Raw genomic sequence first — 23,583 nt, forward strand, 5'->3', positions numbered from 1 at the left:
ACTGGGGACGGGCACCGGAAAGGCCGGCAAGCCTTGCTCCGGCGGACGAGAATGCCGGTCTGCCTGTTCCTCCGATCACGAGACTGTGCGCTGGCGTTGCCCCGATCTTCCGCTAGGCTTTCGCAATGAGGTGGAGAGCAGGCACCGTTGTCCGGTCGATACCTGCCGCGGCGCTGGTGCTGGCCGCGGGGCTGGCGCTCGCCGCTCAGGAGCCCGCCAGGGCGCAATCCGCGCAGGCGGCCGGCGAGCATGTCGATGTCGCTCTGGTGCTGGCCATCGACGTGTCGCGCTCCATGTCGCGCGATGAACTGGCGATCCAGCGCAGGGGCTATGCGGAGGCGATTGCCAGCCGCGAGGTTCTGCAGGCGATCGACTACGGCCCGCACGGGCGGATTGGCCTCGCCATCTTCGAATGGGCCGGCGATTTCCACGCCCGGGAGCTGCTGCCCTGGACGATCATCGAGAGCGAGGCGGACGCGCAAGCCGTCGCGGCCCGGCTGCTGGAAGGCGAGAGCATCGGCCAGAGCCGCACCTCGATCTCCGGCGCGCTGCTGCGCGGCATGGCCTTGCTGGAGGCGGTGCCCTACCAGGCGGAGCGGCGGGTGATCGACGTGTCCGGCGACGGGCCGAACAACCAGGGCCAGCCGGTGACCGGGCTGCGCGATGCGGCGGTGGACCGGGGCATCACCATCAATGGCTTGCCGCTGATGACGAGCGACGGCTTCGCCCAGTATTTCGGCATTTCCGATCTCGACGAGTATTACCGGCGCTGCGTGATCGGCGGGCCGGGCGCCTTCGTCGTGCCGGTGCACGAGTGGACCGAGTTTCCCGAGGCGGTGCGGCGCAAGCTGGTGATGGAGATCGGCGGACTGGCGCCGCCCGATGATCCTCGGCGCGATCCATGGCTCGATCTCTGGCAGCACCCGCTGCAGGACGCCCGCCCGCCGGTGGTGCCGGCGCAGTTCGCCGCCGCCGAGCCCTACGACTGCCTGGTCGGCGAGAAGATGTGGCGCAACCGCCGGGATCTCTTTTACGACGGCGGCAGATAGGCGAGGGCTCTAGCCCCGCCGCCGTCGCCTGCGACGACCGCCGTCGCCGTCTTCCTCCGAGCCTTCGCTCGCCGCGCGGGGTTCGGGCAGCGTCACCGCCTCGCGCAGCTTGACGAAGGGATCCACCTTGTTGGGGATCGCCATCGCGTTAACGAAATGCTCCTGGAAGCGCGGCTCCAGAGCGGTCTCGATCTTCTCGATCTCGCGCACGACGCGCTCCACCGTGCGCCGCTCGCCGCGATTGACCAGCGCCATGCGCGCGCCCGTGCCGGCGGCATTGCCGACGCTGGAGACATGGGCAAGATCGCAATCGGGGATCAGCCCGAGGATCATCGCGTATTTCGTGTCGATGTAGCTGCCGAAGGCGCCGGCGAGGCGGATCCGCTCGATGGGAGGATTGCCGAGCTTGTCGGAGAGCAGCTGGATGCCGGCATAGAGCGCGGCCTTGGCCAGCTGGATGGCGCGGATGTCGGTCTGGGTGATGGTCAGCTCGATGCCCTCGCTCGCCACCACATAGGCGAAGGTCCGCCCCTTTTGCACCACGCGCGGCGAGCGCTCGGCGAGCGCGCCGTCGATCAGCCCGTCCACGGTGATGACGCCGGCAAGGTACAATTCGGCGACCGCCTCGATGATGCCGGAGCCGCAAATGCCGGTGACGCCGACCTGGTCCTTCTTCTCCGCGAACTCCGGATCGTCCGACCATTCGTCGAGGCCGATCACCTTGAAGCGCGGCTCGAGCGTGACCGGATCGATGCGGATGCGCTCGATGGCGCCGGGCGCCGCGCGCTGGCCGCAGGAAATCTCAGCGCCCTCGAAGGCCGGGCCCGTGGGGGAACTGGCCGCCAGCAGCCGGTTGCGGTTGCCGAGCACGATCTCGGCATTGGTGCCGATGTCGACGACGAGCGTCAGGGCTTCGGCCTCGAACGGGCGGGTGGAGAGCGTGGCGGCCGCGGCATCGGCGCCGACATGGCCGGCGATGCAGGGCAGGATATAGGCGCGCGCGCCGGGATTGAGCTCCAGCCCGAGCTCGGAAGCAGGGATATGCACGGCGCCCGACACGGCAAGGGCGAAGGGCGCGCCGCCCAGCTCCGTCGGATCGATGCCGAGGAACAGGTGGTGCATGATCGGGTTGCCGACGAAGACGGCGTCCATGACGTCCTCGCGGGTCGCGCCGACATCATTGACCAGCTTGGCGACCAGCGCGTCGACGGCGGCGCGCACCGCCGCGACGAGATCGGGCAGGCGCGCCGGGTTCATCTGCACATAGGAGACGCGCGACATCAGGTCTTCGCCGAAGCGGATCTGCGGGTTCGAGGTGCCGGCGGAGGTGACCGTGCGCCCGTTGGCGAGATCGCAGAGATGCGCGGCGATGGTGGTGGAGCCGATATCGACGGCAAGGCCGTAGACGGTCGTCTTCTCGCCCGGCCACAGGGCGGTAACGCGCGGCGAGAAGCCGTCGTCCTGCCAGATGGCGGCGGTGACGCGCCAGTGGCCGGCGCGCAGCACCTTCTGAACCTTCGGCAAGAGCGGCGGGTCGAGGCTGAGGCCGGCAAGCCCGGAGGCTTCGGTAACGGCGGCGAGCAGCCGGTCGCCATCGCCCAGCGGCTGTTCCATGTCCGGCTCGCTGACCGTGACGGTGACGAGGCGGATGGCGCTGTCGGGGGCGACGGTGACATTCTCGGCGCGCTTGCGCACCACCTGGCGGTTGGTCTGCGCCTCCATCGGCACGTCGACGACCATGTCGCCGAGGATGGCCGCCTGGCAGGAGAGGCGCCGGCCTTCCGGGAGATTGCGCAGGGAGACGTAGCGCGCTTCCGCGTCGGTCACCGGGCCGAGATGATCCGCCGTGCTGACGATCTGCTCCTTGGCGAAGGCGCCTTCGGAGACGGAGACCTGGCAGCGGCCGCAGATGCCGCGCCCGCCGCAGACGGATTCCACGTAGACGCCGAGCGCGCGCGCGGCGTCCAGCAGCGGCGTGCCGAGCGGGAACGTGCCCCGCCGGCCGCTCGGCTGGAAAACAACCTTCGCCGTTTCGGGCGTCTCGCTCATGACTTCGCCCGTCCTCGCTGTCGCTCGTTGGTTCAAGCGCTGGCCCGCCGTCGTCCCTCGCGTCCGCCGCGCCGTCCCGATCCGCCGGAGGCAGAGGCGGGGGCGGCCGCCGGGCCGCCTTCCGCGCCCGGCTTGTAGTCGCGATAGGTCATGATCCAGTCGGAGCAGTTGGGATCGTTGCCGGTCAGGACGTTGGCGGCGCGCACCGCCTCCATCTCCTGCGGGCGGCAGGGGTTCATGATGGCGCTGGTCATGCCGGCGCCGATCACCATCGGGATGAAGCCGGCATTGATGCCGTGCCGGTGGGGCAGGCCGAACGAGATGTTGGAGAGGCCGCAGGTGGTGTTGACCTTCAGCTCCTCGCGCAACCGACGGAGCAGGCGGAAGACCTGCTGGCCGGCGCTGCCCATGGCGCCGATCGGCATGACCAGCGGATCGACCACGATGTCGTGGGCGGGAATGCCGTAGTCGGCGGCGCGCTCGACGATCTTCTTCGCCACCGCAAAGCGCACGTCCGGGTCTTCGGAAATGCCGGTCTCGTCGTTGGAAATCGCGACGACCGGGACGTTGTATTTCTTCACGAGCGGCAGGATCGCCTCGAGCTTTTCCTCCTCGCCGGTGACCGAATTGACCAGCGGGCGGCCCTTGGCGACCTTGAGACCCGCCTCGATGGCGGCGGTGACCGAACTGTCGATGGACAGCGGCACGTCGACGAGGCTCTGGACGATCTCCAGCGTCCGGACCAGGAGCGGCGGCTCGGTCTCGTTCGGATTGACGGCGGTGACGCCGGCATTGACGTCGAGCATGGTGGCGCCGGCGGCGACCTGCGCGAGCGCGTCCTTCTCCACGGTGGAGAAGTCGCCGGCGGTCATCTCGGCGGCGAGCTTCTTGCGGCCCGTCGGGTTGATCCGCTCGCCGATCACGCAGAACGGCTGGTCGAAGCCGATGACGATCTCGCGGGTGGCCGAGGCAACGATGGTACGGGTCATTGAGCTACCTCTGCGGGGTAAGTCGCGGTGCCAGCGGCGGGAAACGTCCAGCTCCCGCGGGCACTGAGCCAGTCGGCCGTCTTGGTCAGGCCGCCGAAGGGAAAGACGTGGATCTGCTGCAGCCGGGTCTCGGGCTGGGTTTGGATGCGCAGCTCCAACGGGCCGACCATGGTCTCCGGATCGTAGCCCGACAGCATGGAGACGACGGCGCCGCCCCGCTTCTTCAGGAAGGAGAGCGAGTTCTCCACCCCGGCAAAGGCGGCGTATTTCAGCAGCGTGGTCATCTTGGCCGGGCCGGCGACGCCGATATGCACGGGGAAGCGGTTGCCCCAGGCGGCGATCTCGTCGAGCCAGAGGCTGACCTTCTGCGGATCGAAGCCGAACTGGGTGACGATGTGAAACTCCGCGTCGCTCTGCGCGGCGAGCTCGTGCTTGCGCATCAGGAACGCGCGGATGGTCTCGCGGGAGATCTCCGGCGCGCCTTCGGGGTGGCCGGCAACCGCGATGCGCTTGATGCCGAGGCGGTCGAACAACCCGGTCTCGATCATCGCGACGGAGGAGGTGAGGGGGCCGGGCGTCGGCGCCTCGCCGGCAATGGCCAGCACCTCCCGCACGCCGGCTTCCGCGACGAGGCGGGTCAGCCGGTACTCGAAGGCGACGAGCGAGGGATAGCGGCGCGCGGCCATGTGCGGCACGGCAACGAGGCCGGCATCGGTGACCGTGCGGGCGGCGCGGACGATGTCGTCCTCCCCGACATTGCCGAGATCGGTGAGGTAAAGCCGCGTGCCGGCGGGGACGAGACGGAGCAGCTCCGGCTTCTCCACCACCTGGCGGGGCGACATTTCCGTGGAGGCGGCAAGGCGCCCGAAATCGTTGAGGCGGTGGTCGGTCATGTCGCCGGTCCCGTGCTGGCGTGGTCGGGAGAGGGGGAGGCGGCCGTATCAAAGCCTTCGGCTGCGACAAGCGCCGCGAGCCGCTCCGGCGGATAGGCCTCGACGAGCGCGGCAAGCGCCGCCTCCGCTTCGGCCTCGAGATCGTCGCCGACCGCGACGGGATCGCCCCGCCGCCACTCGGCCAGATAGGCATCGCTGTCCTTCGCCCCCACGCGCATGGCGCAGCGGTCGACAGCCTGGATGAAGCGTTCGGGCAGCTCGCGGCGGGCGCTGGCGCGGCCGGCCCGGACCAGCACCTGGGCCGGGATGTCACGCCAGTAGACGATGGTTTTCTGCGCCACGGAAAAGCCCTGCAAACCGGGTCGGGAACGCCTCTCGTTCCCGCGCTTTCGAGCATCATGATGCCTTCGGCCGGCCATCTCATCGGTGCACAGACGACACCGGAACGTCAGAAAGCGACAGCGGCGGGACGCGCGGAAACGCGAGGTTTCGGCGGGCGCGAGGAAAGCGGCAGACGGGCGCTCGAAAGCGACACGCCCGCAGGCAGCTTGCGCTCCCGGCGGGCGTGGTTGTCATCGTGCAGGGTATGCGCAAAGCGCGAGACTCAGGCCTCGGCCGTGCCGTCCGGGTCCGCCTTCCAGCGGGCATGCAGGCCGGCGATGTCGCCCGAGCACAGGGTGCGCATCTCGCGGCCGATCCGCTCGATCGGCCAGTCCCACCACGCCATCTCCAGCAGCATGGCGATCTCTTCATCCGAGAAGCGCTTGCGGATCTCGCGCGCCGGGTTGCCGGCGACGATGGTATAGGGGGCGACATCCCTGGTGACGACGGCTCGGCTGCCGATCATCGCGCCGTGGCCGATGCGGATGCCGGGCATGATCATCGCTTCCGCGCCGATCCACACGTCATTGCCGACGACCGTGTCGCCGGACGGACGGTAGCCGCTCTCCGCATCGGCGAAGGCAGGCTCCTCGGACATGAAGAAGAACGGGAAGGTGGAGATCCAGTCCATCCGGTGGCCCTGGTTGCCCGCCATCATGAAGCAGGCGCCGGTGCCGATGGAGCAGAAGCTGCCGATGACCAACCGGTCGACATCGTCGCGGTCGGGCATCAGGTAGCGGGCGCAGTCGTCGAAGGAATGGCCGTGGTAATAGCCGGAGTAGTAGCTGTAGCGGCCGACCGAAATGTTGGGGTTGGTCACCTGCTCGCTCAGCAGCTTGCCCTTGAAGGGGCTTTCGAAAAAATTGCTCACGGGAGGTCGTCCTCTGTCGCGAGGCGGGGCCCTTTCCGGCCCGTTGGATGAGATGAAGGGACCGGTCCTGCGGCTCATGCCACGCAGACCCGTCCGTGCCGCCGGGACAGCGCTTCTAGCACGCGCTGGCTAGCGCGCAAGGACGCGGCTGCAACAGGGACGTGCAAAGCGGCAGGGAGCGCGCGGGATCAGGTGCCTATGGTGGTGAGGCGCGTTTCCAGCAGGCCGTAGCCGGTGACCCGCTTGGCATAGGCAAGGCCGAGCCGCTCGGCTGCCGCGCGGGCGCGCTCCTCGATGTCCGGATCCGCCGCCTGCTCCAGATAGAGCAGGCGGGTGTAGTGGCCGAAATAGGCGTCGCGCAGCTCGGGATAGGTGTCGAGCCCGAGCGGGCGGATCACCAGCGTCTCGAAATGGCGGGCGAGGAAATCGGTGAGGTAGAAGGTGCCGGGCTCGGCCTCGGCTTCCGCGTCGAAGACGTCGAGGCCGGCGAAGAAGGCGTAGCAATGGGCGCCCTCGATCCGCTCCACCCCTTCCTCGGCCAGAACCTTGTCGAGCAGGCCGCCGGTGCCGCAATCGCCATAGCCGACGAGAATGCGGGTGTGGTCGCGCTTCGCCTTGCGGATCTCGGCGCGCACGGCGGCCGGGATCTTTTCCGGGCGGTTGTGCAGCTGCGCCGGCAGGCATTGCAGCTCCACATGGGTGAGACCGTTGGCATCAATGATGGCGAGGATTTCCCGGGCGAGCGCGCCGCAGGCGATGACCAGAACCTTTTCGCGGGCGATGCCGGGCGCGCCGGCAAGGAGCGGGGCGGCTGGTGCCGTCCCGGTTCCGCCCGCGCCCGGAAGCTCCGCCTGCATGGCTCAGCCCGCCCGTGCCGCCAGCTGGTTGTGCTTGCGCGCGATCAGGTCCTTGGCGAGTTCCACGGTGACGGCCGCATCGCGCCCGTAGGCGTCGGCGCCGATGGCCTGGCTGAACTCCTCGTTCAGCGGCGCACCGCCGACCATGACGATGTAGTCGTCGCGGATGCCCTTCTCGATCATCGTGTCGATGACGACCTTCATGTAGGGCATGGTGGTGGTCAGCAGGGCCGACATGCCGAGAATGTCCGGCTTGTGCTCCTCGATGGCCGCCAGATAGTTCTCGACCGGGTTGTTGATGCCGATGTCGATCACCTCGAAGCCGGCGCCTTCCATCATCATCGAGACGAGGTTCTTGCCGATGTCGTGGATGTCGCCCTTGACGGTGCCGATGACCATCTTGCCGACCTTCGGCGCGCCGGTCTCGGCCAGCAGCGGGCGCAGCAGCCCCATGCCCGCCTTCATGGCATTGGCCGACATCAGCACTTCCGGCACGAAGAGAATGCCGTCGCGGAAGTCGACGCCGACGATGCGCATGCCTTCCACCAGGGCCTCGGTGAGGACGGCGTAGGGCGTCCAGCCGCGCTCCAGCAGGATCTCCACGCCCTCGACGATTTCGTCCTTGAGGCCGTCATAGAGATCGTCATGCATCTGCTCGACGAGTTCCTCGTCCGACAGCGACCTGAGATCGAGATCGTCTTCCTGCGACATCGCGGGCGCTCCGTTTGCGCGTTCCGGGGGACAGGGCTCGCGTGCGGGCCTGCTCTCAGTACACTGGTTTGAGCCGCCTCCCGTCGATATCTTCAATGCGACATGCGGAGTCGCGGGAGCGACAGCACCGGCGCCCGGCAGGGGCCGGCCGCAGACTTCAAGGGGACAGGCGCGCCGATGGCCTTCGATTTCATCTTCATGCTGACGGAGGACGACAGCACCGTCCCCGATGCCCGCCGCCGGCTGGACGAGGTGCTGGCGGGCGGCGCAAGGCATATCGGCTTCAAGGATGTGGGCCTGCCCTTCGAGGAGCTGCAGGGCCTCGCCCGCGACATCCGCGCCGCCGGCGGGCGGGTCTATCTGGAGGTGGTGAGCCTCGATGCGCAGAGCGAGCTGCGCTCGGCGCGGGCGGCCATCGGGCTGGAGGTCGACTGCCTGCTCGGCGGCACCCGGCCGGCCGAGGTGGCCCCGCTGTTGAAGGCGCACCCGATCCGCTACTACCCGTTTCCCGGCGAGATTATCGGCCATCCGAGCGTGCTGGCGGGAACCATCGAGAGCATCACGGAGAGCGCCCGGGCGCTGGCCGATCTGGAGAGCGTGCACGGGCTGGACCTGCTCGCCTACCGCTTTGCCGGCGACGTGCCGGGGCTGATGCGCAGCGTCTGTGCGGCCTGCGACAAGCCGGTGATCATGGCCGGCAGCATCGACCGGGCGGCGCGCATCGTCGAGGTGGCGGAGGCGGGCGCGGCCGGCTTCACCGTGGGCACGGCGGCGCTGAAGGGCCAGTTCGCCGCGCCCGAAGCCGGCCTGGCCGCGCAGGTGCGGGCGATCCTGTCGCTGACGCTGGAGGCGCGCCGCCGCTCCACTGCGCCGCGCCGCATCGCGCTGGTCGCCCACAATGCCCGCAAGGCGCATCTGCGCGCCTGGGTGGGGCGGCACGCGGACGTGCTGCGCCGGCAGAAGCTGGTGGCGACCGGCGGCACCGGCGCCATGCTGCTGGAGGCGGTGCCGGGGCTTGCGATCCAGCGGCTGCAACGCGGCTCGCATGGCGGCGACCAGCAGCTCGGCGCGCTGATTGCCACCGGCGAGCTGGACGCGGTGATCTTCTTCGCCGATCCGCACGGCCACCACACCAGCGATGTGGACCTGATGGCGCTGACCCGGCTGGCGATCCTGCACGACACGCCGATCGCCTGTTCTCCGGCCGCCGCCGACCTGGTCGTCGCGGCAAGCCTCGGCGGGTAGGGGGAAGGTCCCGTCAACCGCGGCCCCCCGGTTGCCATGCCGGCAGGGCTGATCACCTGCGGTGATCAAGACGATAAAAATTCCCTCACTTCAACGCATCCCCGATAGGTGCGATCCCGGTCTCGTCTGACGCGAGGGGCGCGAAGCGCTGCCGCCCTGGCCGCCAGTCGCCTCGCGTCACGGGCCGAAGCCCGGCCTCCGGCTTGCAAAAAATATGCTTGCGCATGCATATATATTGACAGCAAGACCGTTTCCATCTTAATGCATGCACATGCAAGTAAATAGAGGGGTGTGACGTGAACCTGCCGCTGTGACCGGGCTCTGCCTCCCGGGCTCACCACGCACCCTTCCTCACTCATCAAAGGACACATGAAATGAGCTGGCTCTATCTTGGAATCGCCGTCCTCTTCGAGATCGCGGTCGCAATCAGCGCCGGCAACGCGAAGGGCTTCACCCGCCTGTGGTGGACCATCGCGACGCTGGTCAGCGGCGCCATCGCCACCTTCTTCCTGAGCCTTGCGCTGCTCACCTTCGACGTGGGCGTCGGATACGCCATCTGGACCTCGGTGTCCGGCGTCGGGATCGTCATCCTTGGCGCGATGTTCTTCGGCCAGACGCTGAACGCCAAGAAGGCGCTGGGCATGATCCTCGTCATCGGCGGCGTCGTCGGCCTGCGCCTCAGCGGTGCCGCGTAAGGCGCGGTAATCCTTCTCGAACATTTCCTCCCGATCAAAGGAACCCAACACCATGGATACCAACAAGAACACCCAGAGCGTCGGCGCGGCATGGGGCATGCTCCTGCTGGCCAGCGTCTTCGAGGTCGGCTACGCGCTCAGCGTCGGCGGTAGTCAGGCCTTCACCGTGCCGAGCTGGTCGGTGGCGGCCGTCGTCTTCTTCCTGCTGACGCTGTATTTCCTCAGCGCCGCCCTGCGGACCATCGACGTCGGCATCGGCTATGCAGTCTGGGCCGGCATCGGCTCGGTCGGCGCGGCGGGCTTCGGCAGCGTCCTGCTCGACCAGCCGCTGACGCTGATCCAGACCTTCTGGCTGGCGGTGATCATCGTCGGCGTCGTCTGGCTGAAGCTCGCGGACAGCACCAAGCTGCAGGGCGAGGCGGCATGACCCCTGCACGCCTCACCGAGCTCATGGAGGAGGCCGTCGCCTTCTCCGTGCAGCATGTCCACGACGGCGGCCTTCCCTTCACGGCCCTGGTCGTCGACCGGGACGGCGTGGTTCTCGGGCACGGTGTCAACCGCGTCCGGGAGCGAAGCCGGGGGGGATAGGCCAGGACGGGGGCGGGGACGAGGCTTGAAAGCCTTGTTGCATGAGCATACATGCTTCGGATCCGTCACCCTTCGTCCGGGAGAAGTGCCATGTCCGCAAGAGGCGATCTCTGGCTCCGGCTGGTCCAGTCGGTCGCGACCGTCGAGGCCGAGCTGGGCAGGATCCTGCAAGACCAGTACGGCATCGGCCTGTCGGACTACCGCGCGCTGGAGGCGCTCGAAAGGGCGCCGAAAAGCGAGCTGCGCATGCAGGAGCTGGCGGCCCATCTGCAGCTCAACCAGAGCTCGGTTTCGCGGATGGTCGAGCGGCTGGAGCGCAGCGGCCTCACCATTCGCGACCTGTGCCCGGACGACAAGCGCGGCGTCTACACCGTGCTGACCGACAAGGGCCGAACGCATCTGGCGGCGGCCCGGCCCGAGTACGAAAAGGCGCTGGAGGCGGCCATCGCCAGACATGCCGGGGGCGATGCTCTTGCCGCGGCCTTCGCCAATGCGGGGCAGGCAGTCTGACGCGCCTCAGGCACCGTCCAGTTCGACGAGAAGGTCGGCAAGGCGGCGGGCGGCAGGACCCATCGCCTCGTCCAGCCGGTGGGCGAGATAGGCCTGCGACGCGGTTTCGCCGCCGCGCCCCAGCGCGCCGATGTTGAGCCGAACGAGCCGGCCCTGCTCAATGTCCCGCTCCACCAGCCAGGAGGGAAGGCGTCCCCATCCCGCGCCGCCGAGGATCAGGCTGTGCTTGGCGTCCTGGGTGTTGACCCGGCAGGTCTGAGGCGAAAGCACGCCGAAGTCGCGCCCTTCCGAAATGGCGGAAGGGTCCGACAGCACGATCTGGAGATGGTCGGCAAGATCCAGCACCTCCAGGGGGCGGCCGGGCTCGCCGTCCGCAAGCGGATGCGTCGCGGCGACGACGGCAACCTGGGTGATGGACGAGAGCGCATCGAAGCGGATGCGCGGATCGCGGAAATCCTCGCCGACCATGACGGAGAGGGCGCAGCGCTTCTGCTTCAGCGCGTCGAGCGGGCCGCCGAGAGGCTCCACCCGCACCCGCACGGACACCGACGGAAAGTCCTGCCGCATCCGCGAGATCGCCCGGCCGACCTGCTGCAGCGGGTAGAGCGTGTCGACGGCGACCGCGAGCTCGGGCTCCACGCCGTCCGCATAGCCGCGCGCCTTCGCCCGCAAGGCATCGACGCGCACGATGATGTCCCGCGCATTGCCGAGCAGCGCCCGGCCCTGGGGCGTCAGGACGGGGCGGTGCCCCGAGCGGTCGAACAGCTCGACGCCGAGCTGGGCCTCCAGATTGGCGATGGCAACGCTCACCCCCGACTGGACGCGCGAGAGCTTCCGGGCGGCGGCGCGGAAACTGCCGCTTTCGGCGATCGTCACGAAGGTGCGCATCTGGTCGAGGGTCAGGGCATCCAGCATGATCGATCCAGATGAACAGGTTGATAGATTTTATATCACTTAAACCGTTCGATCTTTGCGGGCAACGTCGACCTCATTCGCAATCAGACGTGAGGTTGAAACGATGGCCAGGGTTCTCGTGCTCTATTACTCCTCCTACGGTCACATCGAGACGATGGCCGAAGCGGTGGCCGACGGCGCGCGCCAGGCCGGCGCGTCCGTCGCCATCCGACGGGTGCCAGAACTGGTGCCCGAGGCGGTCGCCGAAAAGTCCGGCTACAAGGTCGATCAGGGAGCGCCGGTCGCCACCGTCGCGGAGCTGGCCGACTACGACGCGATCGTCGTCGGAACGCCGACGCGGTTCGGCAACATGGCCTCGCAGATGAAGAACTTCCTCGACCAGACCGGCGGTCTCTGGTTCGAGGACAAGCTGGTCGGCAAGGTCGGCAGCGTCTTCACCTCGACCGGCAGTCAGCACGGGGGGCAGGAGACGACCATCCAGTCCACCCAGACCGTGCTGTTCCACCTCGGGATGATCATCGTGGGCCTGCCCTACACCTTCAAGGGGCAGATGCGGATGGACGAGATCACCGGCGGCTCGCCCTATGGCGCCTCGACGCTGGCGGACGACGGCAACGGCGGGCATCGCGACCCGAGCGAAAACGAGCTCGACGGCGCGCGCTTCCAGGGACGGCATGTTGCCGAGATCGCGCTGGCGCTGGCCGCCGGGCGGCAGGGCAGGGCGGCATGACGACCGCCGCAGCAAGGTCGGAGCCGTCCTCCACCAGATGGGCGGCCGTCGGGCTGATCGTCGGCGCCGGGATCGTTGCGGCGCTGCAGGTGGGCAAGGCGCCCATCGCCGCGCCCTTGCTGGAAGGCGATCTCGGCGTGGGGCTTGCGGCGCTGGGCTGGCTGACCGGCGTCTTCGCGCTGATCGGGCTGGTCGGGGGCATCCCGACCGGGGCGCTGGTCGGCAGTCTCGGCGCGCGCCGCGTGCTGGTCGCCGGCCTGCTGGTCGCGGGTGCGGGCGCAGCGGCCGGAGCGCTTGCTCCGGGCCTTTCCATGCTCATGGTCTCGCGGATCGTCGAGGGCGCGGGGTTCCTGCTGATCACCGTCGCCGCGCCGTCGCTGCTCGGGCGCGTCTCCCGACCCGGCGACCGGGACCTCGCCTTCGCGCTGTGGAGCTGTTTCATGCCGCTCGGCTTGGCGGCGGCGATGCTGGTCGGGCCGATGTTCGACGACTGGCGCGCGATGTGGTGGGCGAGCGGCGGGCTCGCCCTGGCGCTCTGCCTGCTGGTGCCGCTCGTCGTGCCGGTCTCCCGCGAGCGCCACGCCTGGTCATGGCGGCACCTGCGGGACGATACGGCGGCGGTCTTCGGCAATGCCGGGGCGGTCGGGCTCGCCATCTCCCTCGCGCTCTACAGCCTGATGTTCTTCGCGCTGTTCAGCTTCCTGCCGGTGCTGCTGATGGAGCAGATGGGCGTGTCCCACCGCACCGCCGGGCTGCTCGGCGCGCTGGCCTCCGCCGTCAACGTGATCGGCAACCTGGCGGCGGGCGTGATGCTGTCGCGGGGCGTCAGCCGGCCGGCGCTGCTGATCGGGGCCTGCCTGGTCATGGGCGCGGCGAGCCTCGGCATCTTCCTGCCCCTGCTGCCGGCAACCGCGACGTTTCTCCTGTGCGTGCTGTTCTCGGCCGTCGGCGGCCTGATCCCGGCAACCATCCTGTCGTCCGCTCCGATCGTCGCCTCCTCGGCCGCCCTGGTGCCCGTGGTGATCGGCCTGATCGTTCAGGGCAACAATCTGGGACAGATCCTCGGCCCCGTCGCCGTGGGCAGCGCCATCGAGCGGTTCGGCTGGAGTTCGGCGGCGGTCATCGTTGCCGGCGCGGCCCTGATGGGAACAGCCGTGGTGGTCGCCTATGCGCATCGGCTCGCGGTGCCGAATTCCGAGAGAGGCGGAGGAGCGCGATGAGCGCGGCCGGCGCGGGACGCAAGGTTTCGGCCTTGCCGGAAGAGTTTCGTCGGGCACGTCACAAACCGGCCGGCTCAATCGTCAAGCGGGTATACCCAAGCCAATGGAGCTTACGATGACGACCAAGCCGGTAAATCACTACAAGAACGTCCCCGATGTCTTCGGCGCGCTGGAAAAGGTGCACGGCGTAATCGACGGGCACGGCCTCGACCGGATGCTGCACCATCTGGTGCAGTTGCGGGCCTCGCAGCTCAACGCCTGCGCCTATTGCATCAAGATGCATACGAGGGAAGCGCGCGACGACGGCGAGACCAACGAGCGGCTGGACCGCCTGACCGTGTGGGAGCATGTCGGCGACTTCACCGCCAAGGAGCGCGCCGCGCTCGCCTGGACCGAGGCGCTGACCCAGCTCGACCGCAAGACCGACTACGGCGTGTTGCGGGCCGCGATGCGCGAGCACTTCAGCGACACGGAGATCAGCGCCCTGACCGCGACTGTCGCGATGATCAACCTCTGGAACCGCATCCAGGTCTCGACGCACTGACATGCAGCCCTCCGACACAGCCTTGTTCGAAGAACGGCGCCCGTTCCTGACAGGTCTGGCCTATCGCATCCTCGGCTCGCGTGCCGAAGCCGAGGATGCGGTTCAGGACACCTACCTGAAATGGCAGACAAGCGAGCGCGCTACCATCTCCAACCCTGCCGGCTGGCTCACCGCCGCCTGTACGCGCCGGTGCATCGACATGCTGAGGTCCGCCCGCCGCGCGCGGGTCGACTATGTGGGTGCGTGGCTGCCGGAGCCGATCCAGACGATGACCGAAGATGGCCCGGAAGAGGCGGCAGACCTGTCGTCGACGCTCTCGCTCGCCTTCATGCTGGTGCTGGAACGGCTTGCCCCGAAGGAACGCGCCGCCTATCTCCTGCGCGAGATCTTCGACCAGCCCTATGAGGACGTGGCGGCGGCGCTGAACGTGACCGAGGCGGCCTGCCGCAAGCTGGTGTCGCGTGCACGCAGCCGCATCGGCCGGGAAGAGCCGGGCGTCGCCGTGCCGAAGGCCCGTCAGGACGAATTGCTCGCCGCCTTCCAGTCGGCCATCGCCACCGGAAGCACGGCGCAGCTCGCGAGCCTGATGCGCGAAGACATCGAGCTGAAGACCGACGGCGGCGGCAAGGTGCTGGCGCTCTTGCAGCCGCTCTCCGGAAAGGCCGACGTGCTGGACTTCGTCGGCGGGCGGCTCGGCGAGTACTGGTCCAGCTATGCGTGGCAGCCCGTCGACATCAACGGCGCGCGCGGGGCGCTGATCCTCGACGGGCCGGAGATCGTCGCCTCTGTGAGCCTTGCCTGCGATGCCGACGGGCGGCTGACCGGCATCTACATCATGCGCAACCCGGACAAGCTGGCGCACCTCGGCGATGCCGAAAGGGCGATCCAATGACCGATGCGCGTGTCGTCGCAGCCTCGCCCGGCTGGGCGGACTTGCTCTCGGGCGGCAATCTCGTCCGCTCGCTCGCCCTGAGCGGCGGCGTCGCCCTGCATGCCGTCAATCTCTACATCTCGACGACGATCCTGCCGACCGTGGTGGGCGAGATCGGCGGGCTGGATTTCTATGCCTGGAACACGACGCTGTTCGTGATCGCCTCGATCCTCGGTGCGGCGCTGTCCTCTCCTGTATTGGCGCAGACCGGCCCGCGCGGCGGCTACATCGTGGCGGCGGCGGTGTTCATCGTCGGGACGCTGGCCTGCGCCGCGGCCGGATCGATGCCGGCGATGCTCGCCGGCCGCTTCGTGCAGGGCTTGGGCGGCGGCATCCTGCTGGCGCTGGCCTATGCGATGGTCCGGCGGGTCTATCCCGAGCCGCTCTGGCCGCGCGCGCTGGCGCTGCTGTCCAGCATGTGGGGCATCGCCACCCTGCTCGGGCCGGCGGTGGGCGGCATCTTCGCAGAACTCGACCTGTGGCGCGGGGCCTTCCTCATTCTGGTCCTCTTCGCCGCCCTGATCGCTTGTGCGGCGTTTCTGGTCCTGCCGCAGCGTGCGGCGGACGGAAAGGGCGCCGAGCCGTTGCCGCTCGTCCAGCTCGCGCTGCTGACGATTGCCGTCTTCGCCGCCTCGTGGGGCGGGGTCGGCGAGAACATCGTGTCGACCGTTGCGGGGATGCTGGCCGCGCTAGCGCTGGTGGTGCTGTTCGTCGTGGTGGAGCGGACGGGGACGAGAAAGCTGCTGCCGGCGGGGACATTCAGGCTGCCCGGCGCGCTCGGGAGCCTCTATGCGACCTCGGCGCTGCTGGCCATGACCGTCACCTGTACGGAGATCTTCCTGCCGCTGTTCCTGCAGGAGCTGCATGGCCGCTCGCCGCTGGAGGCCGGCTATATCGCGGCGGTGATGTCGGCGGGCTGGACGACGGCCGCGATCCTCGCGTCCGGGTTTCAAGGTGCGCGCCGCACCCTTGCGGTGCACGCCGGGCCGGTCCTGTCGCTCGCCGCGATGATCGCCCTGGCGCTCGTTCTGCCTGTAGCCGGCCCTGTGCCCGGTCTTGTTTCCGATCCGGCGGGCGACTGGCTGCGGCTCTCTCTCATCTGTGCCGCGCTGATCGTCGGCGGGGCGGGCGTCGGGCTCGCCTATCCGCATCTGTCGGCGATGGTGCTGCAGGTGGCCCCGGCCGAGGAGGCCGACAATGCCGCCTCGTCGATCATGACGGTGCAGCTCTGCGCCACCGCCTTCGGTGCGGCCATCGCCGGGCTTGCGGTCAATCTGGCCGGGGCGGGGACATCGCCGGGTGGCATGGACGTCGCCAATGCGGCACGCTGGCTGTTCGTGACCGTCGCGCTCGCCCCGCTGGCCTGCATCCTCGCGATGCGCAGCGCCTCGTTCCGGCAGGCGGTGTCGCGAAGGTGACGTCATGAAGGGAAGTGCAATGTCTGTCGCGTTCGTCGAGCCGTATCCGGGATTGCTAGAGCGCCTGCTGCCGGTCGCACGGCAGATCTTCACCGACACGTTCGCCGAGCGCTACGACACGGTGGCCTTCGAGGTGTATTGCGACGCGGTCTATCGGCCGGGCGGGGCCATGTCGCAGGACTTCGAGGCACCTGGCATACGCTGGCTGGTGGCGGTGAGCGCGGGGCAGCCGATCGGCTATGCCAAGCTGACGCCGCTTCGCGCGCCGGCGCTCGGTGCCGAGCCGGGCGCGCTGGAGCTGCAGCAGCTCTACGTCCTGCGCGACTGGCAGGGCAGGGGCGTCGCCGACCGGCTGATGACATGGGCGCTGGAGACCGCCGCCGCAGAGGGGGCGGGGGAGGTTTACCTGACCGTCTTCGATCACAACGAGCGGGCGAAGCGTTTCTACACCCGCTACGGGTTCAGGGAAGTCGGACGCTGCACGTTCCAGCTCGGCGAGCGGATCGACGACGACCGGATCTGGCGCGTGCGCCTGCCGTCCCGCCGTTGAGGCGGCCGCCATCTCCGCTGTCATGCCTGCGAAGGCAGGCATCCAGTATCCGCTGGCGGTGTTGGTGACGCGAAAGGGGCCGGGGGCTTCTTCGCGGTGTTTACGGCTTGAGCGGAAACGTCCGGGGTTACTGGGTCCCGGTCTTCGGCTTCGCCGAAACCGGGACGACAGGCGGAGGGCGGGGTGCTGCCTGCCTGTCGTCATGGTCGGCTACGGAAGGCCGTGAAAGAGGTCGCGCCAGTCGGGGTTATGTTCTTCGATGAGCCTGATCTTCCAGGCGCGCGGCGCCTAGAACAGCCCTTCGATCTGGCCGTCCGCGTCGAGGCGGATGTGGTTGGCCGAGGGGACCTTCGGCAGGCCGGGCATCGTCATGATCTCGCCGCAGATCGCCACGATGAAACCGGCGCCAGCCGAAAGGCGCACCTCGCGCACCGGCACGATGTGCCCGGTCGGCGCACCGCGCAAGGTCGGGTCGGCGGAGAAGGAATACTGCGTCTTGGCCATGCAGACCGGCAGATGGCCGAAGCCGTCCGCCTCCCAGCGCTCCAGCTGGTCGACGACCGACTTGTCGGCGGCAACGCCGTCGGCGCGGTAGATCTTGGTGGCGATGGTCTCGATCTTGGCCATCAGCGGCATGTCGTCGGGATAGATCGGCGCGAAGTTGGACGTGCCGCCCTCGACCATCTCGACCACCTTGCGGGCCAGCGCCTCGGTGCCCTTCGAGCCGTCGGCCCAGTGGCGGCACAGCACCGCCTCGACTCCCTGCTCGGCGGCATAGGCCTGGAGCGCGGCGACCTCCGCATCCGTGTCGCTGACGAAGTGGTTGATGGCGACGACGACCGGCAGGCCGAAGCTCTTCACGTTCTCGATGTGGCGGCCGAGATTGACGCAGCCGCGCACCAGCGCCTCGACGTTTTCCTCACCCAGCGCCTCGCGAGCGACGCCGCCATTCATCTTCAGCGCCCGGACGGTCGCGACGATGACCGCAGCGTCCGGCTTGAGGCCCGCCTTGCGGCACTTGATGTCGAAGAACTTTTCCGCGCCGAGATCGGCGCCGAAGCCGGCCTCGGTGACCACGTAGTCGGCGAGTTTCAGCGCGGTTCGGGTGGCGATCACCGAGTTGCAGCCATGGGCGATGTTGGCGAAGGGGCCGCCATGCACGAAGGCCGGGTTGTTCTCCAGCGTCTGCACGAGGTTCGGCTGCATCGCCTCCTTGAGCAGGACGGTCATGGCGCCGTCCGCCTCCAGGTCACGCGCGGTTACCGCGCTGCGGTCGCGGCGATAGCCGACGATGATGTCGCCGAGGCGCTTCTGCAGGTCGGCAAGGTCGCTGGCAAGGCACAGGATCGCCATGATCTCCGAGGCGACGGTGATGTCGAAGCCGGCCTCGCGCGGGAAGCCGTTGGCGACGCCGCCGAGCGAGGAGACGATCTGGCGCAGCGCCCGGTCGTTCATGTCCATCACCCGCCGCCAGGTGATGCGCCGGGTGTCGATCTGCAGCGCGTTGCCCCAGTAGATGTGGTTGTCGATCAGCGCCGAGAGCAGGTTGTGGGCGGAGGTGATGGCGTGGAAGTCGCCGGTGAAATGGAGGTTGATGTCCTCCATCGGCACCACCTGCGCATGGCCACCGCCGGCAGCGCCGCCCTTCATGCCGAAGCAGGGGCCGAGCGAGGGTTCGCGCAGGCAGATCGCCGCGCGCTTGCCGATGCGGTTGAGCCCGTCGCCGAGGCCCACCGTGGTCGTGGTCTTGCCCTCGCCGGCGGGCGTCGGGTTGATGGCGGTGACCAGCACCAGCTTGCCGTCGGGACGGTCCGACAGGCCGGCAATGAAGTCCGAGCGGACCTTGGCCTTGGTCGATCCGTAGCTTTCCAGCGCCTCCGCCGGAATGTCGAGCCGGGCGCCGATCTCGGTGATCGGCTTCAAAGTGGCGGCGCGGGCAATCTCGATGTCACTGGCCATGGCGAACTGTCCTCTCCCCGGGCGGTCGTTTCATATGCCGCCGTCTATCGTTCGATTTGGAAAGCCGATCCTAAAGGCTGAGGGCAGGGCCGACTGTTTGCGATCCGACATGGCGGCGTCGCGCAATCGTCGTCCTGCGGGTGAAAAGCTGCGCTCAGTCCTCGCCGGTGGCGAGCGGCATGTCCTCGCGCCCGCCCCATTCCGTCCAGGATCCGTCATAGACGGCGGAGCGGTCGTGGCCGGTGATGGCGAGCGCCAGCGACAGGATGGCGGCGGTGACGCCGGAGCCGCAACTGGTGATGACGGGGCGCGAGCGGTCGATGCCGGCCGCATCGAAGGCGGCGGCAAGGTCGTCGGCCTGCTTCAGGCGGCCGTCTTCCATCAGCTCGGTGAAGGGCAGGTTCAGCGCGCCGGGCATGTGGCCGCTGCGCAGGCCTGCGCGCGGCTCCGGATCGCGGCCGGCGAACCGGCCGCGCGAGCGCGCATCCAGCACCTGCTGGCCGCTGCGAAGCGCCTGCGCCACCTTGTCGAGATCGGCGACGAGACCGTTGTTGAGCCGGGCGGTGAAGTGGCGCTCGCCGCGCGGGGCGGGGTCGCCGTCCTCGATCGGGCGGCCTTCCTCCTTCCACTTCGGCAGGCCGCCGTCGAGCACGAAGACCTGGGTGACGCCCATGGCGCGGAACATCCACCACACGCGGGCGGCCGAATAAAGCCCGACGCCGTCATAGACGACGATGGTCTGGCCGTCGCCGATGCCCATTTGCCGCATCATCGAGGAAAACACATGCGCAGGCGGCAGCATGTGCGGCAACTCGCTGGTCTTGTCGGCGACCGCGTTGACGTCGAAGAACACCGCGCCGGGGATATGGCCCTGCGGATATTCCGGCGGCACGTCCGGCTGGCCCACCGGCGGCAGCCAGGCATTGACGACGACGACATCCGGCGAGGCCATCTTGTCGGCCAGCCACTGGGTCGAGACGAGCGGGGAAAGCGCCATTCTTGAAAGCCTCGCTTGAGCGATGGAACGGGAGAGCGTCAGTCGGCGAGCTGGATGCGCACGCGCCGGTTCTGGCGGCCCTTCTTCTCGATCTTGGTGACGATGAGCGGGCCGATCTCCGAGGTGCGGCTGACATGGGTGCCGCCGCAGGGCTGCAGGTCGACATCGCCGATGCGCACCAACCGCACGCGCCCGCTGCCCATCGGCGGCTTGACGCTCATGGTCTTGACCATCTCGGGCTTGGCCAGCAGCTCCTCGTCGGTGATCCAGTCGGTGGTGACCGCATGGTCGGCGGCGGCGATCTCGTTGACCTTCGCCGCGACCTCGTCCTTGTCCGGGCTGCCCTCGGGCAGGTCGAAGTCGAGACGGCCTTCGCCCTCGCCGATCTGGCCGCCGGTGACGGGGAAGGGCAGGACGACGGAGAGCAGGTGCAACGCGGTATGCACGCGCATCAACCGGTAGCGGCGGTCCCAGTCGAGATGCAGCACGATCTCGTCGCCGACGGCAGGGAGCGTCTCGCCCTCGGCCGGAACATGGACGATCTGGCTGCGGTCCTCGCCATAGACGGTGGTGGCAATGGCGATCTGGCGGCCGTCGGCCAGCTCGATGCGGCCGTTGTCGCCGGGCTGCCCGCCGCCGGTCGCATAGAAGACGGTCCGGTCGAGGACGATGCCGCCGCGATCGGTGATGGCGGTCACCCGCGCATCGCAGCTGCGCAGATAGGCATCGTCTCGAAAAAGCAGTTCCGTCATGAGAAGTCCCCGGTCGGTCAGCCGTGATTCAGGCAGGAGCGCCAGCCTATCCGATCGGCACCGGCAATCAACCATCCGCGGCGGCAAGGCGCGGCGCGCTCAAAGGATCGGCGAGAACAGCCGCGCGGCCTGGGCGATGAGGCGGAAGGCGAAGGAGCGCACCTCCAGATCCTCCGGCGTCGTCGGGCGGGAATTGGCGAAATCGCGCTCCAGCATCCGCTCCACCTTGCCGATGGACCGCTCGTGGGTGAACCACAGCGTCACCTCGAAATTGATGTGGAAGGAGCGGGAATCGAAGTTCACCGTGCCGATGCCGGCGAGCGCGTCGTCGACCAGGATCACCTTCTGGTGCAGGAAGCCGGACGTGTAGCGATAGACCTTGATGCCGTAGTCGACCATGTCGTCGGCATGGGCATAGCTCGCCAGCCAGACCAGCCGGTGGTCGGCCTTTTCGGGGAGCAGGATACGCACGTCGACGCCGCGCATGGACGCGGCCATCAGCGCGGTCTGCATCGCCTCTTCCGGCACGAAATAGGGACTGACGATCCACAGCCGCTCGCGCGCCCTGGCGATGGCCTCGGAAAAGGCGATGGCGCAGTCGTCGAAGCGGTCGGCAGGGCCCGTCGGCATGACCAGCACCGGCTCGTCGCCCGGCTGGGGGATCGGCACCGGCAGATAGGGACGGATCGGCGTGCCGGTGGCCCAGTGCCAGTCCTCGCAGAAGGAGAGGGCGCAGGCGATGGCGGCCGGCCCGTCGACCTTCACATGGGTGTCGCGCCAGTGGCCGAATTCCTTCGACAGGCCGACATACTCGTCGCCGACATTATGCCCGCCGACCCAGGCGGCCTCGCCGTCGACCACGACGATCTTGCGGTGGTTGCGGTAGTTGAGCCGCATCGGCCCGGTGAAGCGCAGCCACTTGTGGCGCTGGTTGAAGCCGGCGATCTGGACGCCGGCCTCGCGCAGCCGGCGGCGATAGCTGCGCGGCAGGCTCTTGGAGCCGACATCATCGTAGAGGACATGGACGCGCACGCCCGCCCTGGCGCGCTCGGTCAGCACCTCGGCGAGCCGCTGGCCCAGCATGTCGTCGCGGATGATGAAGAACTGGACCAGCACCTCGTGGCGGGCCCTGGCAATGCCGGCGAAGATGGACTCGAACGTGTCCGGCCCGTCGACCAGCAGCTCCACCGAATTGCCGGCTAGGAACGGCACCTGCGCGATGCGGGTGAGCACCGGCCAGCTGGTGCTGGTGGTGGCATCGGCAAGGCGCAGCTCGCCGGCGCGCGCGGCGCGGGTGGTGCGGCCGGCATAGGTGCGGACCTCGCCGTAATCCTCGAACCGCTTCCAGCCGAAGACGAGGTAGAGGAAGGCGGTGGGGAAGGGCAGGAACAGCAGCGACAGGAGCCAGGCGATCGAGCCCTGCGAGGTGCGCGAATGCAGCACCTCGCGCACCGCGCACACGGCGGCAAGCGTGTAGAGCGCGAAGGTGAGCGCGGCGATGATCGGAAGGTTGGCGACGAGCGCCTCGGCGAGATCGAAGTCGCGGATCATCTCAACTCGGAGGTGAAAAGGGTCGGGGGAAGACGGTAGGCAGGAACCTGCCCGAATACAAGGCAGGCCTGCCCCTTATGATCCGCTTCACGGACCCTTGCGCCGGCTTCCGCAGCGTCCCGCTCAGGTCACCTCCTCAGGCGACCTGCTCGAACGGGGCGGCGATGCTGCTCGGCTTTTCCAGCCAGCCCGGGACCGGCAGGTCCTTGGAGCGCAGGAAGTCCGGGTTGAACAGCTTCGACTGGTAGCGGTTGCCGTAGTCGCACAGGATGGTGACGATGGTGTGCCCGGGGCCCATCTCGCGCGCCATCCGGATGGCGCCGGCGACATTGATGCCGGAGGAACCGCCAAGGCACAGGCCCTCGTGCTCCAACAGGTCGAAGACGACCTGAACCGCCTCCGCATCCGGGATCTGGAACGGCATGTCGACCGGCGCATCCTCCAGATTGGCGGTGATGCGGCCCTGGCCGATGCCCTCGGTGATCGAGGAGCCTTCCGCCTTCAGCTCGCCATGGGCGTAGTAGTTGTAGAGCGCCGCGCCCATCGGATCGGCAAGGCCGATGCGGATCTTCGGGTTGAACTGCTTCAGCGCCATGCCGACGCCGGCCAGCGTGCCGCCCGAACCGACGGCGCAGACGAAGCCGTCGACCTTGCCGTCGGTCTGGCGCCAGATCTCCGGGCCGGTCGTCTCGATATGGGCCTGCCGGTTGGCGACATTGTCGAACTGGTTGGCCCAGATCGCGCCGTTGGCTTCCGTCTTCGCCATCTGCTCGGCAAGGCGGCCGGACAGTTTCACGTAATTGTTGGGATTGCGGTAGGGCACCGCCGGCACCTCGACCAGCTCGGCGCCGGCCAGCCGCAGCATGTCCTTCTTTTCCTGGCTCTGGGTCTCGGGGATGACGATCACCGAGGGGTAGCCGAGCGCATTGCCGACCAGCGCCAGACCGATGCCGGTATTGCCGGCCGTGCCCTCGACGATGACGCCGCCGGGACGCAGGGCGCCGCGCGCTTCCGCATCGCGGACGATGTAGAGGGCGGCGCGGTCCTTGACCGACTGGCCGGGATTCATGAACTCGGCCTTGCCGTAGATCTCGCAGCCGGTCAGCTCGGAGGCCCGGTTCAGACGGATCAGCGGCGTGTTGCCGATTGCGTCGATCACGGAGGTCTTGATGTCCATC

The 23,583-nt window shown here is 68.5% G+C and carries 25 protein-coding genes; 12 read left to right on the plus strand and 13 right to left on the minus strand.

The window, feature by feature from the left end; translation table 11 throughout:
• Window positions 1–125 precede the first annotated feature (125 nt).
• On the plus strand, window positions 126–1,049 hold the full coding sequence (locus tag BBX35_RS16200; RefSeq protein ID WP_067222113.1) for a DUF1194 domain-containing protein: 924 nt from the start codon (window positions 126–128) through the stop codon (window positions 1,047–1,049).
• Between the two features lie 9 nt (window positions 1,050–1,058).
• Here the strand turns inward: BBX35_RS16200 and BBX35_RS16205 are convergent, their stop codons facing one another.
• The 7 genes from BBX35_RS16205 to BBX35_RS16235 form a co-directional block, all read right to left on the minus strand.
• The gene (locus BBX35_RS16205) at window positions 1,059–3,098 is read right to left on the minus strand and encodes an ASKHA domain-containing protein (protein ID WP_067222114.1); all 2,040 of its coding nucleotides are present in this window, start codon (window positions 3,096–3,098) and stop codon (window positions 1,059–1,061) included.
• 32 nt (window positions 3,099–3,130) lie between these two features.
• Window positions 3,131–4,087: a methyltetrahydrofolate cobalamin methyltransferase gene (locus BBX35_RS16210; protein ID WP_067222116.1), complete on the minus strand. Its 957-nt coding sequence runs from the start codon at window positions 4,085–4,087 to the stop codon at window positions 3,131–3,133.
• Window positions 4,084–4,980, minus strand: a complete 897-nt coding sequence (locus tag BBX35_RS16215) for a methylenetetrahydrofolate reductase (protein ID WP_067222118.1) — start codon at window positions 4,978–4,980, stop codon at window positions 4,084–4,086. Before BBX35_RS16215 ends, BBX35_RS16210 begins: the two co-directional genes overlap by 4 nt.
• Window positions 4,977–5,321, minus strand: a complete 345-nt coding sequence (locus tag BBX35_RS16220; RefSeq protein WP_067222705.1) for a virulence factor — start codon at window positions 5,319–5,321, stop codon at window positions 4,977–4,979. Before BBX35_RS16220 ends, BBX35_RS16215 begins: the two co-directional genes overlap by 4 nt.
• A gap of 263 nt (window positions 5,322–5,584) precedes the next feature.
• Complete coding sequence (gene catB / locus BBX35_RS16225) at window positions 5,585–6,232, minus strand: type B chloramphenicol O-acetyltransferase (protein ID WP_067222120.1); 648 nt, start codon at window positions 6,230–6,232, stop codon at window positions 5,585–5,587.
• A 188-nt stretch (window positions 6,233–6,420) separates the two neighbouring features.
• A complete protein-coding gene (locus BBX35_RS16230; protein WP_083206369.1) occupies window positions 6,421–7,089 on the minus strand; it encodes a DUF1638 domain-containing protein in 669 nt (222 codons plus the stop codon).
• A 3-nt stretch (window positions 7,090–7,092) separates the two neighbouring features.
• The gene (locus BBX35_RS16235; protein ID WP_067222121.1) at window positions 7,093–7,800 is read right to left on the minus strand and encodes a corrinoid protein; all 708 of its coding nucleotides are present in this window, start codon (window positions 7,798–7,800) and stop codon (window positions 7,093–7,095) included.
• A 177-nt stretch (window positions 7,801–7,977) separates the two neighbouring features.
• On the opposite strand from BBX35_RS16235, the gene BBX35_RS24045 reads away from it, so the two are divergent.
• From BBX35_RS24045 to BBX35_RS16255, 5 genes are all read left to right on the plus strand, one after another.
• Complete coding sequence (locus BBX35_RS24045) at window positions 7,978–9,045, plus strand: methylglyoxal synthase (protein WP_067222123.1); 1,068 nt, start codon at window positions 7,978–7,980, stop codon at window positions 9,043–9,045.
• Between the two features lie 374 nt (window positions 9,046–9,419).
• Entirely contained in the window at window positions 9,420–9,740 is a 321-nt protein-coding gene (locus BBX35_RS16245) for a DMT family transporter (protein ID WP_067222124.1), read from the plus strand.
• A 52-nt stretch (window positions 9,741–9,792) separates the two neighbouring features.
• Window positions 9,793–10,167: a DMT family transporter gene (locus BBX35_RS16250; protein ID WP_067222126.1), complete on the plus strand. Its 375-nt coding sequence runs from the start codon at window positions 9,793–9,795 to the stop codon at window positions 10,165–10,167.
• Complete coding sequence (locus BBX35_RS23090; RefSeq protein ID WP_244271645.1) at window positions 10,164–10,328, plus strand: hypothetical protein; 165 nt, start codon at window positions 10,164–10,166, stop codon at window positions 10,326–10,328. The genes BBX35_RS16250 and BBX35_RS23090 overlap by 4 nt, the downstream gene beginning before the upstream one ends.
• Before the next feature lie 90 nt (window positions 10,329–10,418).
• A complete protein-coding gene (locus tag BBX35_RS16255; RefSeq protein WP_067222128.1) occupies window positions 10,419–10,838 on the plus strand; it encodes a MarR family winged helix-turn-helix transcriptional regulator in 420 nt (139 codons plus the stop codon).
• Window positions 10,839–10,844: 6 nt separating this feature from the next.
• On the opposite strand, the gene BBX35_RS16260 is transcribed toward BBX35_RS16255, so the two are convergent.
• Window positions 10,845–11,753: a LysR family transcriptional regulator gene (locus tag BBX35_RS16260; RefSeq protein ID WP_067222130.1), complete on the minus strand. Its 909-nt coding sequence runs from the start codon at window positions 11,751–11,753 to the stop codon at window positions 10,845–10,847.
• Window positions 11,754–11,856: 103 nt separating this feature from the next.
• Between BBX35_RS16260 and wrbA the strand changes: the two genes are divergently transcribed.
• The 6 genes from wrbA (at window position 11,857) to BBX35_RS16290 (ending at window position 17,146) form a co-directional block, all read left to right on the plus strand.
• A complete protein-coding gene (gene wrbA / locus BBX35_RS16265; protein WP_067222131.1) occupies window positions 11,857–12,483 on the plus strand; it encodes an NAD(P)H:quinone oxidoreductase in 627 nt (208 codons plus the stop codon).
• The gene (locus BBX35_RS16270; protein WP_067222133.1) at window positions 12,480–13,703 is read left to right on the plus strand and encodes an MFS transporter; all 1,224 of its coding nucleotides are present in this window, start codon (window positions 12,480–12,482) and stop codon (window positions 13,701–13,703) included. Before wrbA ends, BBX35_RS16270 begins: the two co-directional genes overlap by 4 nt.
• 115 nt (window positions 13,704–13,818) lie before the next feature.
• Window positions 13,819–14,247, plus strand: coding sequence for a carboxymuconolactone decarboxylase family protein (locus BBX35_RS16275; RefSeq protein ID WP_088946113.1), 429 nt, complete (start codon window positions 13,819–13,821; stop codon window positions 14,245–14,247).
• A gap of 22 nt (window positions 14,248–14,269) precedes the next feature.
• Window positions 14,270–15,139, plus strand: coding sequence for an RNA polymerase sigma factor SigJ (gene sigJ, locus BBX35_RS16280; RefSeq protein ID WP_083206395.1), 870 nt, complete (start codon window positions 14,270–14,272; stop codon window positions 15,137–15,139).
• Window positions 15,136–16,596, plus strand: coding sequence for an MFS transporter (locus tag BBX35_RS16285; protein WP_067222138.1), 1,461 nt, complete (start codon window positions 15,136–15,138; stop codon window positions 16,594–16,596). Before sigJ ends, BBX35_RS16285 begins: the two co-directional genes overlap by 4 nt.
• Before the next feature lie 19 nt (window positions 16,597–16,615).
• On the plus strand, window positions 16,616–17,146 hold the full coding sequence (locus tag BBX35_RS16290) for a GNAT family N-acetyltransferase (protein ID WP_067222140.1): 531 nt from the start codon (window positions 16,616–16,618) through the stop codon (window positions 17,144–17,146).
• A gap of 288 nt (window positions 17,147–17,434) precedes the next feature.
• On the opposite strand, the gene BBX35_RS16295 is transcribed toward BBX35_RS16290, so the two are convergent.
• The 5 genes from BBX35_RS16295 to BBX35_RS16315 all read right to left on the minus strand — a co-directional run bounded on the left by BBX35_RS16295 (window position 17,435) and on the right by BBX35_RS16315 (window position 23,582).
• Window positions 17,435–19,105: a formate--tetrahydrofolate ligase gene (locus BBX35_RS16295; protein WP_067222141.1), complete on the minus strand. Its 1,671-nt coding sequence runs from the start codon at window positions 19,103–19,105 to the stop codon at window positions 17,435–17,437.
• A 154-nt stretch (window positions 19,106–19,259) separates the two neighbouring features.
• Window positions 19,260–20,102, minus strand: a complete 843-nt coding sequence (sseA, locus tag BBX35_RS16300) for a 3-mercaptopyruvate sulfurtransferase (RefSeq protein WP_067222143.1) — start codon at window positions 20,100–20,102, stop codon at window positions 19,260–19,262.
• Between the two features lie 38 nt (window positions 20,103–20,140).
• A complete protein-coding gene (locus BBX35_RS16305; RefSeq protein WP_067222145.1) occupies window positions 20,141–20,854 on the minus strand; it encodes an alanyl-tRNA editing protein in 714 nt (237 codons plus the stop codon).
• 99 nt (window positions 20,855–20,953) lie between these two features.
• The gene (gene cls / locus BBX35_RS16310) at window positions 20,954–22,405 is read right to left on the minus strand and encodes a cardiolipin synthase (protein ID WP_083206370.1); all 1,452 of its coding nucleotides are present in this window, start codon (window positions 22,403–22,405) and stop codon (window positions 20,954–20,956) included.
• A gap of 136 nt (window positions 22,406–22,541) precedes the next feature.
• Window positions 22,542–23,582 (minus strand): cysteine synthase A, encoded by a 1,041-nt coding sequence (locus tag BBX35_RS16315; protein WP_067222146.1) that lies wholly within the window; start codon window positions 23,580–23,582, stop codon window positions 22,542–22,544.
• Window position 23,583 lies beyond the last annotated feature (1 nt).

This window comes from Stappia indica (assembly GCF_001696535.1).
GTDB lineage: Bacteria > Pseudomonadota > Alphaproteobacteria > Rhizobiales > Stappiaceae > Stappia > Stappia indica.

Coding starts and splice junctions, on each gene's coding strand:
- BBX35_RS16200 (WP_067222113.1), top strand. CDS start 126: ATGAGGTGGAGAGCAGGCACCGTTGTCCGGTCGATACCTGCCGCGGCG.
- BBX35_RS16205 (WP_067222114.1), bottom strand. CDS start 3,098: ATGAGCGAGACGCCCGAAACGGCGAAGGTTGTTTTCCAGCCGAGCGGC.
- BBX35_RS16210 (WP_067222116.1), bottom strand. CDS start 4,087: ATGACCCGTACCATCGTTGCCTCGGCCACCCGCGAGATCGTCATCGGC.
- BBX35_RS16215 (WP_067222118.1), bottom strand. CDS start 4,980: ATGACCGACCACCGCCTCAACGATTTCGGGCGCCTTGCCGCCTCCACG.
- BBX35_RS16230 (WP_083206369.1), bottom strand. CDS start 7,089: ATGCAGGCGGAGCTTCCGGGCGCGGGCGGAACCGGGACGGCACCAGCC.
- BBX35_RS16235 (WP_067222121.1), bottom strand. CDS start 7,800: ATGTCGCAGGAAGACGATCTCGATCTCAGGTCGCTGTCGGACGAGGAA.
- BBX35_RS24045 (WP_067222123.1), top strand. CDS start 7,978: ATGGCCTTCGATTTCATCTTCATGCTGACGGAGGACGACAGCACCGTC.
- BBX35_RS16245 (WP_067222124.1), top strand. CDS start 9,420: ATGAGCTGGCTCTATCTTGGAATCGCCGTCCTCTTCGAGATCGCGGTC.
- BBX35_RS16250 (WP_067222126.1), top strand. CDS start 9,793: ATGGATACCAACAAGAACACCCAGAGCGTCGGCGCGGCATGGGGCATG.
- BBX35_RS23090 (WP_244271645.1), top strand. CDS start 10,164: ATGACCCCTGCACGCCTCACCGAGCTCATGGAGGAGGCCGTCGCCTTC.
- BBX35_RS16255 (WP_067222128.1), top strand. CDS start 10,419: ATGTCCGCAAGAGGCGATCTCTGGCTCCGGCTGGTCCAGTCGGTCGCG.
- BBX35_RS16260 (WP_067222130.1), bottom strand. CDS start 11,753: ATGCTGGATGCCCTGACCCTCGACCAGATGCGCACCTTCGTGACGATC.
- wrbA (WP_067222131.1), top strand. CDS start 11,857: ATGGCCAGGGTTCTCGTGCTCTATTACTCCTCCTACGGTCACATCGAG.
- BBX35_RS16270 (WP_067222133.1), top strand. CDS start 12,480: ATGACGACCGCCGCAGCAAGGTCGGAGCCGTCCTCCACCAGATGGGCG.
- BBX35_RS16275 (WP_088946113.1), top strand. CDS start 13,819: ATGACGACCAAGCCGGTAAATCACTACAAGAACGTCCCCGATGTCTTC.
- BBX35_RS16285 (WP_067222138.1), top strand. CDS start 15,136: ATGACCGATGCGCGTGTCGTCGCAGCCTCGCCCGGCTGGGCGGACTTG.
- BBX35_RS16290 (WP_067222140.1), top strand. CDS start 16,616: ATGTCTGTCGCGTTCGTCGAGCCGTATCCGGGATTGCTAGAGCGCCTG.
- BBX35_RS16295 (WP_067222141.1), bottom strand. CDS start 19,105: ATGGCCAGTGACATCGAGATTGCCCGCGCCGCCACTTTGAAGCCGATC.
- sseA (WP_067222143.1), bottom strand. CDS start 20,102: ATGGCGCTTTCCCCGCTCGTCTCGACCCAGTGGCTGGCCGACAAGATG.
- BBX35_RS16305 (WP_067222145.1), bottom strand. CDS start 20,854: ATGACGGAACTGCTTTTTCGAGACGATGCCTATCTGCGCAGCTGCGAT.
- cls (WP_083206370.1), bottom strand. CDS start 22,405: ATGATCCGCGACTTCGATCTCGCCGAGGCGCTCGTCGCCAACCTTCCG.
- BBX35_RS16315 (WP_067222146.1), bottom strand. CDS start 23,582: ATGGACATCAAGACCTCCGTGATCGACGCAATCGGCAACACGCCGCTG.